Below are 14,553 nucleotides of genomic sequence, written 5' to 3'. Positions count from 1 at the left end.
CCCTGCCTCGATGGTTTCCCGCCTCGATCGAGGACGTCCTTCTCGGACGAGGACTGCGCTGTCCTCCAGACGACTGGGGACTGACCTCAGTTATCTGGAGGAGAGGGACGTCCTGGGCGGGAAACGCAGTTCCCGATTCAGAGCGTCATAGCGTCTGAGACGCAGGCTCGGGTGGGGTTCCGGGATCAGGCCGGTCTTGCCGGGAGCGACAGCGGGTTCCCTGTAAGGGCCCATGTCAGAGGTACGGCGCGCCAGCAGTGTCCACAGTGCTGACATCACAGGTGCACCAGCGCCGCACGCCGAGAAGAAACCGCAGAATGACAACGATCTCCACTGACTGCTTTGACGGCTGGTTGGTTGATGTCAGCGCTGTGGACACTGGACTGCTGGCGGAGCTGACTCCGCGGGGAGCTCAGGCGCGCCTGTCACCAGCACTATCGGCGCTCGACGACGTCGGAGCCTGGGCCGCCGAGGCGGCTGAGGGCGAGTGGGCGGCGCGGCTGGAGTAGGCAGGGCCCTCCAGCTCGGTGCCGGCGGGGGCGGAGGCCGGGGAGGCCTGCTCGAGGTTGGTGCCGCGCAGCTTCGAGATCCAGCGCATGGCGTGGTAGACGCCGATGGCCGCGGCCGAGCCCAGGGCGATGCCCTTGAAGGTCATGTCGCCCCAGACCAGGGTGTAGTCGGCGATGGCCACCACCATGGACACGGCCGCCGTGTTGAGGTTGACCGGGTCGGAGAAGTCCACGCGGTTCTGCACCCAGATGCGCACTCCCAGCATGCCGATCATGCCGTAGAGGACCGTGGCCGCCCCACCCAGGACGCCGGCGGGGATCGAGGCGATGATCTGGCCGAACTTCGGCAGAAGGGACAGGCCCAGGGCGCTGAGCGCCGCCACCACGTAGGCGGCGGTGGAGTAGACGCGGGTGGCGGCCATGACGCCGATGTTCTCCGCGTAGGTGGTGGTGCCCGAGCCGCCGCCGCTGCCGGCGAGCACGGCGGACAGGCCGTCGGCGAACAGGGCGCGGCCGGTGACGTCGTCGAGGTCCTCCCCGGTCATGGCCGAGACGGACTTGACGTGACCGATGTTCTCAGCGATGAGGACGAGCACCACGGGGATGAACAGGCCCAGGTAGCGCACGTCGAAGGCCGGGGCCTGGAAGTCGGGCAGCCCCAGAACGGGGGCCTTGGCGACGGCGTCGAAGTTGACCTCCCCGCGCAGCACCGCGGTGGCGTAGCCGATGAGCACGCCGATGAGGATCGCCAGGCGCCCGATGATGCCCTTGAACAGCACCGTGATGACCAGGATCGAGACGATCGTGACGACCGCGGTCACCGGGCCCTTCGTGACATTGCCCCAGGCCGCGGGGGCCAGGTTGAAGCCGATGAGGGAGACGATCGCGCCGGTGACGATCGGGGGCATGAGACGGTCGATCCAGGCCGAGCCGACCAGGTGGACGATGACGCCCACCACCAGCAGGCACAGTCCCACCGAGATGATTCCGCCCTGCGCCAGGGCGGCCTTGTGGGGGTCGAGGGGGGCACCGCTGTCGCGCGTGTAGCCGGTCACCGCTCCGATGGGGGCGAGGAGTGCGAAGGAGGAGCCCAGGTAGCTGGGCAGGCGCCCGGAGGTGATGCCCAGGAACAGCAGGGTGCCCACACCGGTGAAGAACAGCGTCGTCGCCGGGTCGAAGCCGGTTAGCAGCGGCACCAGGAAGGTGGCGCCGAACATGGCGACAACGTGCTGGACACCGATGCCGATGGTTCGCGGCCAGGTGAGGCGCTCACCGGGGGCGACGACCTCGCCCGGAGCGATGGACCGGCCATCGCCGTGCAGGCGCCAGCCACGAGAGGAGGAAGAGGACACGAGTGAGCTCCTGCCTAAGCAACGAGAGAATGACTGTGTCCCGTGGGAAATCCTCTCGCGGGAGACCCGCGGGACGCTCGGCAGGACCCGGCAGAGCCTGCCGGGACTTCAGCATAGCCCGTGCTCGGCGGACCCGCGGACCAGGCTCCTCGCGGGTACCTGGCGGCCACCTGCCGGGTGCCACCCGATTCGTCCGCGGGAAGGATGCCGCCTGCGGGCGCCAACAGTGCATGATGTGGTCATGAGCACCGTCGGGACCTCCACGCCAGGACAGAGCGCGCCACGCTTCTCGCCGAGCTCGGAGCAGTACGTCGACGGACTCCCCCCAGGATTCGTCTTCCCCGGAACCGAGAATCTCGATCCGGCAGAAATCTTCTCCGGCCCCGGCTACACCGCACCCCGCCCCCGCAGCGACTCCGGGGCGACGGCCGCCCTGGTGTGCGGACTGCTCAGCTTCATCCCCCTCGTCGGTGTCGCCGCGATCATCCTGGGCATCAGTGCGCTGCGACGCCTGCACCACAGCTACAACTCCGGTGAGGGACTGGCCTGGCTGGGCCTCATTCTGGGCACCATCTCCGTCATCCTGTGGCTCTGCCTCCTCATCCTCATACTGTTCGTGGTCTAGAGGTCACACGGCCACGCCCGATCAACCGGTCCCCTACAGTGGTCCCGTGAAGCCTTTCATCATGGTGACCACGCGCCCCGAGCACGAGGCGGCGCAGGACGAGTACGAGTCCTTTCTGACTCAGAGCGGTCTATCGCGCGATGACCTGCAGCACATCGCCCTGGAGGAGGTCGATTTCCTCGACTCCTTCACTGCGGCCGATGTCTCCGGGGTCCTCATCGGGGCCAGCCCCTACAACGCGGACACGCCGGCGGCCGAGAAGACCCGCAGTCAGCTCAATGTCGAGGAGCAGATCCGCGAGCTGCTCGGGGTGATCCTCAAGGAGGGCATTCCCCTTCTGGCCACGGGCGTCGCGCTCCAGGTGCTGGCCGCCTACCTGGGCACCGGGACGCAGGAGGAGTTCGGTGAAGAGCTGGGCGCCGTCGACCTGTTCCTGACGGCCGAGGGCCGCGAGGACCCGCTCCTGAAGGGGCTCCCCCAGGCGGTCACGGTCTTCGCCGGCCACTATGAGGGCGTCGGGGAGGTGCCTGCGCACGCGACCCTGCTGGCGAGCTCGCCGGACTGCCCGGTCCAGATGCTGCGCGTGGGCAGGAACGTCTACGCCTGCCAGTTCAACCCCGAGCTCGACGCCGTCCAGTTCGAGCGGCGTGTCAGTATCTACGACGAGGCCGGTTACGGTGACCCGGACATGAGCGAGGACATCCTCACCCAGGCCCGGTCCTCTGAGGCGCACGACGCCGGACAGATCATCCGTAACTTCGTCTCGCGCTTCTCCCGCAGCTGAGCTGCCGCTCCCTGGGGCCGCACGCCCCGAACGACTCGGCGGTCCAGGCGCGGTTCTGGAGCTGAGAGCCACGATCATCAGGACGTTTTCATGACTTACCCGCCCGCCTATCCGCCGCCACAGGGATACAGCGGCCCAGCCAACCCGCAGTACCCGCCGCAGGCAGCCTATGGCTCTGTCCCGGCGGGCGCCCCGCAGAACGGGGCGACCTACGGGCAGGCGCCGACGCCGGCCGGTCACGGCGCGTACATGCCTCCCGCGCAGAGCGCGATTCCAACCCAGTCAGTGCTGCGCCCACCCGGGGCTCCCTCCTTCTCGGGCCAGCCCTATCCGCCTGCGCCCGTGCAGGCCTCCGCGCCGCAGTATCAGCCATATCAGCCGTACCAACCGCAACAGCAGCAGTTCCAGCAGTTTCAGCACGGCGCGGGCTCGAGCACCGGGTCGGCATACCTGAGCGGAGCAGTCACCGCACCGGGCTACTCCTCTCCTGCCAGACCACCGCAGGTGGGCAGCCCGCGCCCGGGAACGACATCATCCCGACCCTTGGATGCACCACACCATGTGCCATGGCGCGGTTTGAAGGCGGCGACACTGGTCATCATGATCGTTGGCTGCGCCCTTGAGGGCGTCATCTATGTCACCTTTCTTCTCGCTTTGGCGCGGGGCAGCGTGTGGAACACAGCCATCATCTCGACGCTCTTATTCATTATCGCCACACCAGTGATCTGGTGGCATTATTTCGGATTACGACACCTCTTCCACAACCGGCCAGTCACTGAGATATTAGGGCTCGCACTGTGGTTCGGCTACGGCGTTGTCACCATGCCCATCGCCGGCGACAGTCAGGACCCGTACACCAGCGTGCAGAACGTCACCTTTGTCCTCCTACTCATCGTCACCGCAGTGGGCGCCATCCTCACCATCCGCCTCAATCAGCGCCTAAGGACTCCGCAGCCGTGGCCCACCACCTTGGCCATGGGCGCCTGCCAGTTCGTTCTCATCAACAGCGCCGTACACATTTCATACCTCGCCATATCGGCCTACGTGAGCATATCGGCAGGAAGGGGCCTCAGTAACTACACGACCAGCGCCTGGTTCATATGGTCAGAATCAGGGGGCGCCGGCCTCCCCATCGCGGCAGGGCTACTCATTTTCACCATCGTCACCTCCCTGGCCACCGCAGGCCTGTTCCTGGGAATGCGGCGCCCTTCCAGCACATCGTTCCGAATCGTGTCCACAAGCGCCGTCTCACTTTTGACGCTCTATAACATCGTCGTCGTCCTCGCCTACGGGTTGCCCACCGCTGGCGAGTACGCTTTTCAGCCATCCAGCACAGGAATCGCGATGGCGATCATCATCGGCCAGGGAGCCCTCCTCATCGGTTCAACGCTGATGGCCGGACGCCGATCCGCAGCCGCTCCTCCCGGTGGCCACATCCAGCAGCAGTATGGCGTCGCGGGCGCAGCCGGCCCCCACGGCATGCAGAACCGCTTCAGCAGGCAGCATCGCTCCCAGTCGCAGTGGGGGAGCGGGTACTGATCCCGCCCCATCGCCGCAGGGTCGGCACACGACATCACCTCGGTCATCGACACCGACCGACAGGTCAAGCACAATGCCGATATGCGGCAGCCACCTCAACCTCAGAGCAGCTCCACTCCGACGCCGTCGGGCACTGACGGATACGGCCCGGCGACGCCATACGGCGTGGTGCCACACGGACCGCACGCCCCCGCGTCGTCGCCGCCTGCGGCCCTCACGCCGGGCTACGGCCCCCAGAGCGGGCAGCAGGTCGACTACCCCTACCTTTTCCAGGCCCAGACCGCTCCTCCGACGCAGCCGGTGGCGCCACACCTGTCCAGCATCGGCCAGCCCGCCAGCAGCATCGTCACCAACAGCGCTGATATCGATCCCTATTCGGCAGGGCCCACTGCCAGCTTTCCCAGGTTCGCCCCTGCCCCAACCCCCGGGCCCCTCCCCGCGCCCCCACAGCCTTTCACGCCACCAGCACTGGTCAGCGCGCCACCGCTCGACGTCACCCGCACGACCGCCTTGCCCTCACCCACCCGCTGGAGGCGAGACCGGGTCATCGCCCTCGTCACAGCCCTGATCGCTTGCGGAACTCAGGTCGCGTGGGTCCTCTACGACCTCCACAGGCAACCCAGATTCACCGCCCCTCCGGGTTTCACACTGAACTTCATCCTGTACTTGATGTTCTATGCACTCAGCACCCCGGGTGTTTGGTGGTTCGTCCTTCACTTTTCGTCACTGAAAACTATCTTTGAGAATCGCCCCACCTCAGTCATGGTCGCTGCGACGTTGCAGATACTGCTCATCGACATCCTCATATTCAACGACAGTATCATTGTCACTCCGATGCCGATTCTGTGCCTCTTGACAACCGGCAGCGCAGCAATCGCCGCAACCATCATGAATCAACACACACCCACTGCGCGACCATGGTTCGTCACACTTGGATCAGCAGTCAATCTCTTCATGCTCATCACAGCTCTTCACCAGTTGGGGAATTCTGCGCGCTACCTTTTGAGCGGCACCAACGCAAGTGAGCGAACGATCAATATCTGGTTTTCGGTCTCAGCCGCACCTAACTATCGAGGAGCACCTCTCGTCAGCGGTATCATCCTCATGATCGTCACAGCCCTCATCGCGACCATCAGCCTCTACCTGGGCTCTCAGAGCCGTCACAGAGTGGCGTTCTCACGCATCGTCGGCGTTGCCCCATTCATCATGGCTCTCACGAACATGTACATCCTCCTCGCATATGGTATTTCCGCTACCTCCATTGGCTCCGCGCTCGGGCTGAGCAGCATTGGACAGTCGTTCCCGTATGCCGTTTTCCGAGCGTGGGCTGCATCGATCCTGCTGGGCGCCATCGCCGTCGGGATTATCGTGCTACTACACCGACACACGCCCGCCACGAGGCATACGACGCATCAGTTCGCACCGGCGGTCTCAAGCACGCAACCGCCCCAGTACGCGAGCTACCGGTCCTACATGTAGGGGAGACCTCCGCCCATCACTACCTACAGTGAGCAGAGTCACTCACTTACCCCCATCCGTAAACCCATCGGTTCCGAACTCCTGGTGACGACGCACTACGTCGGTGCGCCACCACTCACCTGGCCACGTCGCCAGCCCATGTCACCAAGGAGTTCTCCCATGCGTACTCGCAAGATCGTGTCAGCCGCCCTGCTCGTTGCCGCCCTCGCCGTCGGCACCGCCGCCTGCGGCTCCACGAATGCCGACAAGAACAAGATGGAGCAGACCTCCACCCCGAACGGCACCATGAGTGACGGCAAGATGTCCGATGGAAAGATGAGCGACGGCAAGACCGAGGATGGGAAGATGTCGGATGGCAAGATGTCCGACAGCCCCACCTCCGGCAGCATGTCGGACGGCAAGATGAGCGACGACAAGATGTCGGCCGCCCCCTCGGCCAGCACCATGTCGGACAGCAAGTAGGAGCTGCCACCAGACGGATAGCCGCATGACGTTGGCCCGTACCCACTGCGACGGGTACGGGCCAACGCTCTGGCGGACGAGCCGAGCACGCCCCCTGCAGGAACTGACGCGCTCTTCTGGAACGGCAGTGCCGACCACGCCTCCACAGACGAGCTCGATCAGAGGCTCTGGAGCATGACGGCCACAACGGCCCTCAGGACAGGTCGGCGTACTCCTGCGGCACGTCAGCAACAGCCTGCGCGATGGGGGTGTCGCCGTCGTAGAAGGGGATGACCCTACCGACGCTGGCCGGCTCGGCGAGCACGGCGGCGATGACGCGGGCGACGTTCCCACGCGACGTCCGCCCGCTACCAGTTGTTGCTCCGGGGGCCAGCCGTGCCACCGTGATGGCACCGGTGGGCTCCTCCAGAGTCAGCAGACCCGGCCCCAGGATCGTCCAGTCCAGGTCGGTGGTCTGGAGGTACCGATCTGCCGCGATCTTGGCAATGGCATAGGCGCGCAGCGGGTGGTCGTCAGGGACCTCGCCGTAGGCGGTGATGAAGGAGACCATAATGTAGCGCTTGACCCCGGCTGCGGCGGCGGCCTCCATGGAGCGGATGGCTGCGGCGCGGTCGACGGCGTCGGTACGCTCCGGACCGCCCTTGCCACCGGCACCGGCGGACCAGATGATCGCGTCGGCTCCGGCGAAGACCCGGGTGAGCTCAGCGACATCGGCTTCCTCAACGGACAGAACCAGCGGGGTGGCTCCGGTGGCGGCGACGTCGGCGGACTGGTCAGGGTTGCGGATGAGGGAGACGACCTCGTGGCCGGCCTCCACGAGCAGCGGGGCGGCCAGCAGCGCGACCTTGCCGTGACCTCCGATCATGACGATGCGGGACATAAGCGGGTCCTTTCTGTACGTTCCTAGAACATTCGGGGCCGATCAGACACATCGCCCCGGGTGGTGCCCCACTATCCACCCCGCTTGCACCGCACGCACCCCCTCCCGCGCTGCGCGAACTGGGGCATCGCGCCGACAGCGAGCCCGTCAGTCGCGGGCGTGAACGGCCACGAAGTTGGCCAGGAGCTTCCAGGAGTCGGAGACGTCGTCGAGGCGCACGCGGGCCTGGAGGTCGGCGAGCTCGTCGTCGGCGAAGTAGCCGTGACCGGCGTAGAAGCCGAGCCGGTGGGCGAGGTAGTCGCCGTCGAGCTCGGGGTGGAACTGCGTGGCGTACAGGTTGGACCCGATCCGGAACATCTGGACCGGGCAGGCCTCACCGGTTCCCAGGACGACGGCGTGGGGCGGCAGCGTCGTCACCGCCTCCTTGTGGGCGACGAAGGCCTGGAAGACCTTCGGGACGCCCGCGCAGACGGGGTCGGCCAGGCCAGCCTCAGTGAGAGTGACCTCAGGGGCGGTGACCGCCTCGCCGTAGGTGGTATCGACGACGGCGCCCTGATGGCAGGCGAGCGTGCCCACGCCGTAGCAGGCGCCGAAGAAGGGGAAGTCGGCCTCGACGACGCGGTCGAGCAGGCCGGAGAGCTCGGCCTCGACGCGCTTCTGGGTGGCGGACTTCTTCTCCGGCGGGGTGGAGGCGTTGAAGGGGGAACCACCCACGAGGATTCCGGACCAGTCGTCCAAGTCGATCTGCGGCAGGGGCTGGGACTCCAGGCGCAGGCGACGCAGCGTGGACTCCTCCAGGCCGGTGCGCTTGAGGAACGCCTCGTACTCGGCGTCGGCGGGCTCATCGTCGCTGCGGGTGGCCAGGAAGAGGAAGGGTTTCACGAGACGACCTTAACGGGGGCTGACCGCCTGGGCAGCATCCTTTTCCACGCCGTTCCCAGAATCACGTTCAGGAGCCGGCCCGCAGGCCTCTGAGGATCTCCTCGACGGCGGCCAGGGTGACGCCGGAGGCCTGCCTCAGGGAGAGCTGCGCCCGCCCGAGGTTGCCGCCGGCGGCCGGGGCGTCGAGGTAGGTCAGGGCGGAGACCGACACTCCCCTCGAGGCCAGGATCATGGCCTCGGCCACGGAGTCGGTGACGGCGGCGTCGGCCCCCAGGGAGGTCAGAGCGCGGGACTCGGCCGGGCTCGGGCGCAGTGGCCCGGGCACGAGGGCGACGACGGAGCTGCCGCTCACGCCGCGCAGGCCCCCCAGGCGCTCGGTGAGCGTTGCGTCCCAGCCAGCCGAGACCATGCCGGGGGCCGGGAAGAGGGAACCACCGGAGAGGTTGAGGTGGTCGGCAACGACGCGCACCTGTCCCGGCGCCGAGCCTCCGGCCACATCACCGGAGCCGCGCAGCGGGGTGGCGCGAGTGACGAGCAGGGCGGCGCGCAGGCGGGCCCCGCTGGCGATCCGGGCCAGCGCCGTCGCACCACGCACGGCCCCGCCCTCGTACACACTGGTGCGACCACGGGCGACGAGGACGCCGAAGCCACCGCGCTCATAGGACATGAGCGCGTCCTCGTGGCCGGGGGCGCTCGGAGCCTCAACGCCGGGCAGGAAGGACAGGCGCACTCGGGCCGAGGGGCGCCCCCAGGCCTGGTCGAGGTCGCGCAGGAAGGCGGGCTCGGCGATGACGAGGAGGTCGTGGCGGGCGCGGCCCGTGGCCAGGAGGATGGAGGCGCCGTCGGGGTCCTCGTCCCAGATTCCTGGTGGGGCGGACTGCTGGACCATGGATTCTCCTCGGGTGCGCCCGGGGCGGGCGGTGGGACAGGGAACGATGGCCGGCGCGGGGCGCCGGTCACGGTGGAGCGAAGTCTACGCGAAGACGCCGATGGTCGCCGCCGGCGCCCACCCCACGCTCACCAACCAAAACTTCAAAATCGACGCGGCTCCGGGTCGATTTTGAAGATTCTGTCGATCTGCGTGCGGGCCAGGCGGTGCACCGAGCGAGCGGCAGGCTCGGGCACACCTCCACGATCTACATCGTGCGGTTGAAGTAGATGTTCCCTCCGATGAAGCTGACCAGCTGGAGCCACAGGACGACCACCAGGGCCAGTTTCATCGACCCCCCGAAGGCACCGACGGCGCCTACGACAACGTTGCCGAAGAACCCTACGACGCCAGTGAGTGCCCAGGCTCGCTGCGAGGCGGCCCTGTCCCGCTCGTCCCCCCGCTTCTCAAGCTCACGGACGACGAAGGTCTCGTATCCGCGCCTCTTGGCGACGATCAGGGCGACGTAGACGAGCATCACGACTGACGCCCCACTAGCGCCACCATAGAGAAAGCCGTTGGACATCGGGATCGTCAACGCCGCCACCCACAGAAGGATCACGACGGCGACAACGCAGGCCATGCCCCCGATGGTGGACCGCCGCCGCTTGGTAGCCTTCTGGCTTGCCCGAGCACTCGACGTCGCCCCCGGGGAGGACGAACTGGCCGCTGGAGCGGAGGAAGGAGTGGGCGTGGGCGGCGTGGGCTCTGATTCAGACATGGAAGATCTCCTCAACAGTGGTCTCGAAGTAACGGGCGATGGCGATGGCCAAGGGAAGGGAGGGGTCGTACTTACCCTTCTCAATGGAGTTGATGCTCTGTCTGGAGACACCCAGGGCGACTCCGAGCTGGGCCTGGGTAAGACCGCGAGCCTCGCGCAGGCTGCGCACGTCGTTATCCATGGTCTTCACCGCCCGGGGCGCGGCGAGACAACCGGCTCATGCCGCAGCCGTGTTCCGGACGGCACGAAGTCTCGGGGACAGCCACGCGACACCAACGATGGAGACACCGATCAGGGCGGCGCCCATGAGGTGAACGACCAGCAGAAGTGGTCCGGTGGAGAGATGACTGGTCGCCGGGAACACGAAGCCCACCATGATGCCGGTGGGGAGGGCGCAGACGAAGCCGACTTGTTGTTCACCGAGTTTCTTGAGGAGCTCGGACGCCTCCTCGACACGGACCTCAGACAGATGGCGAGCCGAGTACCGGTAGACGAGCTGGTAGAGGACGATCCCGGCGACGATGCCACCGACCACCCCAGCAACGAAGGTGACAGCGGGGGGAGTCGACGACGTGGCGGCCAGGACAGAAGGAGCGGAGACGGCGGAGAGCATGGCGATCATCCCTTGATTAGCCACTTACCCCCGAGAGATGGTGTCATGTTTGCTTGACATGTCTAGTGTGCTTGACAGGGTCGACCATGTCAAGCGTGCTTCACTCGAAGGGTCCGAGCCGCCCACATCCACCCCACGCCCACTAACCAAAACTTCAGAATCGACGCGGCTCCGGGTCGATTTTGAAGATTCTGTCGATCTGTGTGCGGGCCAGGCCGGCGCACCGAGCGCGTGCGTGCGGACTGCCTGGCGGTGCGCCGGGCGCGCGCAGGCCAGCAGCGCTCCACCTTCACGTAAACGTTATTGAACGTGACGTGCAAGAACAAAGGAATGTCGCCTAACATCCCCTCATGGCTGAGCGCACGTACACCATTAATGCACCAATCGATCAAGTTCGATCAATCGTTACCGAGTTCTTCACTCAGGAGGGTTGGACCGTCGCGCCCTTCTCCGCCGACACCCTGCAGATCACCCGCGGCAAGAAGGGCATGTCCATCGCCTTCGGCGCCCTCATGGGCAGGAGCTTCTATCTCTCGCAGAACCTTCAGTTCGGGACCGGCCCGCACGGCGAGACCCTGGTGCGCTACCTGTCCTCAACGGGGTCAGCCATCATCGGCGGCGCCCTGGGCATGCGCAAGGCCGTCAAGACCCACGCCGCGTACGCCGAGAAGCTCGCCGACACCCTACAGGCGCGAGACATCCTCATGAGCATCCGGTAGCCGCCGGCTCCTGCGCGTCTCCCCTCACCCCTATCCGCCCACTGCGCCTCCGGTCCTCCACCGACCGGGGGCCACCTGCTGCGCAGCCCCTCCCCCGATCCGACGTCGGCCCCGTCCACTCCCCCACCGGGCACAATCGGGGCATGACTCGCACCGGGCCGCAGGGCCGCACGCAGCCTCCGCAGACCGACCCCATCAGGGCGCTGCTCGCCTCGCCCCCGGACCTGCCGGTGGTCGAGGTGTTGCCCGAGCTGCGCGAGCGCCTCTCCCCCGGCCCCTCCGCCTCCGACGACGCAGGCGCCTGCCTGGTCCTCACCGCTCCGCCCGGCACCGGTAAGACGACGCTCGTCCCGCCGCTCCTGGCCGACGTCCTTACCGACGTCCCTGCCGATGCCCCACAGCGCGCCCAGGAACGCCGGCCGGGCCGCGTCATCGTCACCCAGCCGCGGCGCATCGCCGCCCGCGCAGCCGCCCGCCGCCTGGCCGACCTCCTGGGAGAGGAGGTTGGCGGCACCGTCGGATACGCGGTGCGCGGGGAGCGGCGCGCCGGCCCAAGCACGCGGATCGAGGTCGTCACCGCCGGGCTTCTTCTGCGCCGTCTCCAGCGTGACCCGGAGCTGAGCGGCGTCGACGCCGTCATCCTCGACGAGGTCCACGAGCGCTCCCTGGACAGCGACCTGCTCCTGGCTCTCCTGGCGGACGCGCGCGCCGCCCTGCGCGAGGACCTCACCCTCGTGGCCATGTCCGCCACGCTCGACGCCGACCGCCTGCGCCGCATCCTGGGCGGTTCCTCGGGCGGCTCGTCGGCAGGCTCGTCGGGCGAAGCCGCGCCGCTGGTGGAGGTACCTGGGCGCCTCCACCCCCTTGAGGAGGTGTGGGCACCGCCGGGGCGCACCGGTCGCCTGGGGCCGCGCGGGGTGCCGCGGGAGTTCCTCGCCCATGTCGCCGCCACCGTGGAGCGGGCCCTGGCCGAGCGCTCCGGCGACGTGCTGGTCTTCCTGCCCGGGGCCCGCGAGGTCGACGACGTCGTCTCCCGTCTGCGCGGTGCGGTCCCTGAGGGCGTGGGCGTCCTGCCGCTGCACGGCCGCCTACCCGCGAGCGCCCAGGATGCGGCCCTGGCCCCGAGCCCGGCGGGGCGGCGGCGCATCGTGGTGTCCACGAACGTGGCCGAGTCCTCGCTGACGGTGCCCGGGGTGCGGGTGGTGGTGGACTCCACGCTGGCACGCGAGCCGCGCCTGGACGTGGCCCGCTCCATGAGTGGACTGGTGACGGTGGGGGTCTCGCGGGCGGCCGGGGTGCAGCGGGCCGGGCGGGCGGGGCGCGAGGGGCCCGGCGTCGTCTACCGCTGCTGCTCGCCCACGGACTGGGCGCGTTCGCCGCTGGCTCCGACCCCGGAGATCCTCTCGGCCGACCTCACCGGTGCGGCCCTGGAGCTGGCCGTGTGGGGAGTTCCCGACGGCGCGGGACTGGCCTGGGTCGATGAGCCGCCGGCTGCGGCGCTGGCGGCCGCGCGGGAGGCCTTGGAGCGCCTGGGCCTGGCCGGCGCCGATGGCGTGACACCCCTGGGTCGGGCGGTGGCCGGGCTACCTGCGGGCGTGCGGGAGGCGCGGGCCCTGTTGGCGACGGCACCGGTCCTGGGGACGCGGCAGGCGGCGCGGGCGACGGCGCTGCTGACCGCCGACCTGCGCGCGCCCGGTGGGGACCTGACAGCCCTGGCCCGACAGGTGCGCGGCGGCGGTGCCGGGTCGGGAGCCTGGAAGGCGGAGACGCGCCGACTGGAGCAGGCCTGCCGGCGCGCAGCCTTAGAGCAGTCGGGGGACCCTGAGGCCCCGGACTTCGCGAGCGGTGGTCCTCAGGCGCCGGGCACCGGACGCGGCCGGGAGGAGACTGGCCGACCCGACGCCGTCGGCGAGGGCACCGGGGCGCATGACCTGGAGTCGACGGTGGCGCTGGTGGCCGGGACGGCGCAGCCGCAGTGGATCGCGCGACGTCGGGGGCCGGCTCCGCAGGCGGGCAAGGAGGCGCACTACGCGAGCGTCGCCGGGACCGGGCTGCGCCTGCCGGCGGGCTCGGCGCTGGCGGAGTCCGAGTGGCTGGCGGTGGCGGGCGTGGACCTGACCAGTGGGCGCGGCGACGCACTCATCCGGGCCGCGGCGCCCCTCGCCGAGCAGGCGGCCCTGGAGCTGGCCGGGGCCTGGCTGGCCGAGGAGGAGCGCACCGTCTGGGAGGGCGGACGCCTGCGCACGGAGCGCCTGCGCAGCCTGGGGGCCATCACACTCACCACCACCCCGGGGCCACCGCCGGGTCCGACGGCGGTGGCGGAGGCCGTCATCGCGCGGGTGCGCGCCGAGGGGGCTGATGCCGGCCTGGGCGTGCTGCCGTGGGGTGAGGAGGCGCTCGGCCTGCGCGCCCGACTGGCCCTGCTGCACGAGCACCTGGGTGAACCCTGGCCGGATATGAGCGATGCGGCCCTGGCCGAGCGGGCCGAGGAGTGGCTGGCACCGGCAGTGACGAGCCTGGCCGGGCAAGCCGGCGGGGCCAACGGAGCAAACGGGCCGGGCGGCTCGGCGTCGGGCTCGGGGGGCCGGCGTTTCAGCCTGGAGCGGCTGGACGTGGCCCAGGCGCTGCGGGCGCTGCTGCCGTGGCCACAGGCGTCGCGCCTGGACGAGCTGGTGCCCGAACGCATCGAGGTCCCCTCCGGCTCACAGGTGCGGGTGGACTACACGGCGGCGGTCGGCGGGGCGGCTGGGAGTGCGGGCCCAGTGGACCCGGCCGAGGCCGGGAAGGCGGGTCGGCCGGTGCTGGCGGTGCGGGTCCAGGAGTGCTTCGGCTGGGCGGCCACTCCACGGATCGTGGAGGGCCGGGTGGCGGTGCTGCTGCACCTGCTCTCTCCGGCGCGCCGGCCGGTGGCGGTCACCGACGACCTGGCTTCCTTCTGGGAGCAGGGCTACCCGCAGGTGCGCGCCGAGATGCGGGGCCGCTACCCCAAGCACGCCTGGCCGGAGGACCCGTGGAACGCGCCCGCCACGAGGGGGACCGGACGACGTCGGTAGGTGGGGG

14 protein-coding genes are annotated in these 14,553 nt (G+C 68.7%); 7 read left to right on the top strand and 7 right to left on the bottom strand.

What is annotated here, in order from left to right; translation table 11 throughout:
- Nucleotides 1-412: 412 nt before the first annotated feature.
- Complete coding sequence (locus HW274_RS00885) at nucleotides 413-1,861, bottom strand: uracil-xanthine permease family protein (protein WP_185988998.1); 1,449 nt, start codon at nucleotides 1,859-1,861, stop codon at nucleotides 413-415.
- 241 nt (nucleotides 1,862-2,102) lie between these two features.
- On the opposite strand from HW274_RS00885, the gene HW274_RS00880 reads away from it, so the two are divergent.
- The 5 genes from HW274_RS00880 to HW274_RS00860 all read left to right on the top strand — a co-directional run bounded on the left by HW274_RS00880 (nucleotide 2,103) and on the right by HW274_RS00860 (nucleotide 6,750).
- Nucleotides 2,103-2,486 carry a DUF4190 domain-containing protein gene (locus HW274_RS00880; protein WP_185988997.1) on the top strand — a complete coding sequence of 128 codons (384 nt, stop codon included), beginning with the start codon at nucleotides 2,103-2,105 and terminating at the stop codon, nucleotides 2,484-2,486.
- A gap of 46 nt (nucleotides 2,487-2,532) precedes the next feature.
- On the top strand, nucleotides 2,533-3,270 hold the full coding sequence (locus HW274_RS00875) for a glutamine amidotransferase-related protein (protein WP_075254437.1): 738 nt from the start codon (nucleotides 2,533-2,535) through the stop codon (nucleotides 3,268-3,270).
- Between the two features lie 90 nt (nucleotides 3,271-3,360).
- Nucleotides 3,361-4,809 carry an annexin A7 gene (locus HW274_RS00870; RefSeq protein ID WP_075254438.1) on the top strand — a complete coding sequence of 483 codons (1,449 nt, stop codon included), beginning with the start codon at nucleotides 3,361-3,363 and terminating at the stop codon, nucleotides 4,807-4,809.
- 669 nt (nucleotides 4,810-5,478) lie between these two features.
- Nucleotides 5,479-6,288 carry a hypothetical protein gene (locus HW274_RS00865; RefSeq protein WP_256692492.1) on the top strand — a complete coding sequence of 270 codons (810 nt, stop codon included), beginning with the start codon at nucleotides 5,479-5,481 and terminating at the stop codon, nucleotides 6,286-6,288.
- Between the two features lie 159 nt (nucleotides 6,289-6,447).
- The gene (locus HW274_RS00860; protein ID WP_185988996.1) at nucleotides 6,448-6,750 is read left to right on the top strand and encodes a hypothetical protein; all 303 of its coding nucleotides are present in this window, start codon (nucleotides 6,448-6,450) and stop codon (nucleotides 6,748-6,750) included.
- 193 nt (nucleotides 6,751-6,943) lie between these two features.
- On the opposite strand, the gene HW274_RS00855 is transcribed toward HW274_RS00860, so the two are convergent.
- The 6 genes from HW274_RS00855 to HW274_RS00830 form a co-directional block, all read right to left on the bottom strand.
- Nucleotides 6,944-7,630: an SDR family oxidoreductase gene (locus HW274_RS00855; protein ID WP_185988995.1), complete on the bottom strand. Its 687-nt coding sequence runs from the start codon at nucleotides 7,628-7,630 to the stop codon at nucleotides 6,944-6,946.
- Nucleotides 7,631-7,777: 147 nt separating this feature from the next.
- Entirely contained in the window at nucleotides 7,778-8,512 is a 735-nt protein-coding gene (locus HW274_RS00850) for a glutamine amidotransferase (protein WP_185988994.1), read from the bottom strand.
- 67 nt (nucleotides 8,513-8,579) lie between these two features.
- Nucleotides 8,580-9,401 carry a purine-nucleoside phosphorylase gene (locus HW274_RS00845; protein WP_185988993.1) on the bottom strand — a complete coding sequence of 274 codons (822 nt, stop codon included), beginning with the start codon at nucleotides 9,399-9,401 and terminating at the stop codon, nucleotides 8,580-8,582.
- A 247-nt stretch (nucleotides 9,402-9,648) separates the two neighbouring features.
- Nucleotides 9,649-10,023 carry a hypothetical protein gene (locus HW274_RS00840; protein WP_075404701.1) on the bottom strand — a complete coding sequence of 125 codons (375 nt, stop codon included), beginning with the start codon at nucleotides 10,021-10,023 and terminating at the stop codon, nucleotides 9,649-9,651.
- Between the two features lie 130 nt (nucleotides 10,024-10,153).
- Nucleotides 10,154-10,342 (bottom strand): helix-turn-helix transcriptional regulator, encoded by a 189-nt coding sequence (locus HW274_RS00835; protein ID WP_070658705.1) that lies wholly within the window; start codon nucleotides 10,340-10,342, stop codon nucleotides 10,154-10,156.
- A 36-nt stretch (nucleotides 10,343-10,378) separates the two neighbouring features.
- Complete coding sequence (locus HW274_RS00830; RefSeq protein ID WP_260679129.1) at nucleotides 10,379-10,774, bottom strand: PTS sugar transporter; 396 nt, start codon at nucleotides 10,772-10,774, stop codon at nucleotides 10,379-10,381.
- A 350-nt stretch (nucleotides 10,775-11,124) separates the two neighbouring features.
- On the opposite strand from HW274_RS00830, the gene HW274_RS00825 reads away from it, so the two are divergent.
- The gene (locus HW274_RS00825; protein WP_185988992.1) at nucleotides 11,125-11,493 is read left to right on the top strand and encodes a hypothetical protein; all 369 of its coding nucleotides are present in this window, start codon (nucleotides 11,125-11,127) and stop codon (nucleotides 11,491-11,493) included.
- 143 nt (nucleotides 11,494-11,636) lie between these two features.
- Nucleotides 11,637-14,546 carry an ATP-dependent RNA helicase gene (locus tag HW274_RS12895; RefSeq protein ID WP_185988991.1) on the top strand — a complete coding sequence of 970 codons (2,910 nt, stop codon included), beginning with the start codon at nucleotides 11,637-11,639 and terminating at the stop codon, nucleotides 14,544-14,546.
- The last annotated feature ends 7 nt before the right edge of the window (nucleotides 14,547-14,553 follow it).

This window comes from Actinomyces sp. oral taxon 169, assembly GCF_013394715.1.
GTDB lineage: Bacteria > Actinomycetota > Actinomycetes > Actinomycetales > Actinomycetaceae > Actinomyces.
The sequence above is the reverse complement of the archived record's forward strand: the minus strand, read 5'-3'. Positions and strand labels throughout refer to the sequence as shown.

Excerpts from the sequence above, each read along its gene's own strand:
- HW274_RS00835 (WP_070658705.1), bottom strand. The coding sequence starts at position 10,342 with ATGGATAACGACGTGCGCAGCCTGCGCGAGGCTCGCGGTCTTACCCAG.
- HW274_RS00855 (WP_185988995.1), bottom strand. The coding sequence starts at position 7,630 with ATGTCCCGCATCGTCATGATCGGAGGTCACGGCAAGGTCGCGCTGCTG.
- HW274_RS12895 (WP_185988991.1), top strand. The coding sequence starts at position 11,637 with ATGACTCGCACCGGGCCGCAGGGCCGCACGCAGCCTCCGCAGACCGAC.
- HW274_RS00860 (WP_185988996.1), top strand. The coding sequence starts at position 6,448 with ATGCGTACTCGCAAGATCGTGTCAGCCGCCCTGCTCGTTGCCGCCCTC.
- HW274_RS00840 (WP_075404701.1), bottom strand. The coding sequence starts at position 10,023 with ATGGCCTGCGTTGTCGCCGTCGTGATCCTTCTGTGGGTGGCGGCGTTG.
- HW274_RS00865 (WP_256692492.1), top strand. The coding sequence starts at position 5,479 with ATGTTCTATGCACTCAGCACCCCGGGTGTTTGGTGGTTCGTCCTTCAC.
- HW274_RS00830 (WP_260679129.1), bottom strand. The coding sequence starts at position 10,774 with ATGCTCTCCGCCGTCTCCGCTCCTTCTGTCCTGGCCGCCACGTCGTCG.
- HW274_RS00845 (WP_185988993.1), bottom strand. The coding sequence starts at position 9,401 with ATGGTCCAGCAGTCCGCCCCACCAGGAATCTGGGACGAGGACCCCGAC.
- HW274_RS00825 (WP_185988992.1), top strand. The coding sequence starts at position 11,125 with ATGGCTGAGCGCACGTACACCATTAATGCACCAATCGATCAAGTTCGA.
- HW274_RS00870 (WP_075254438.1), top strand. The coding sequence starts at position 3,361 with ATGACTTACCCGCCCGCCTATCCGCCGCCACAGGGATACAGCGGCCCA.
- HW274_RS00880 (WP_185988997.1), top strand. The coding sequence starts at position 2,103 with ATGAGCACCGTCGGGACCTCCACGCCAGGACAGAGCGCGCCACGCTTC.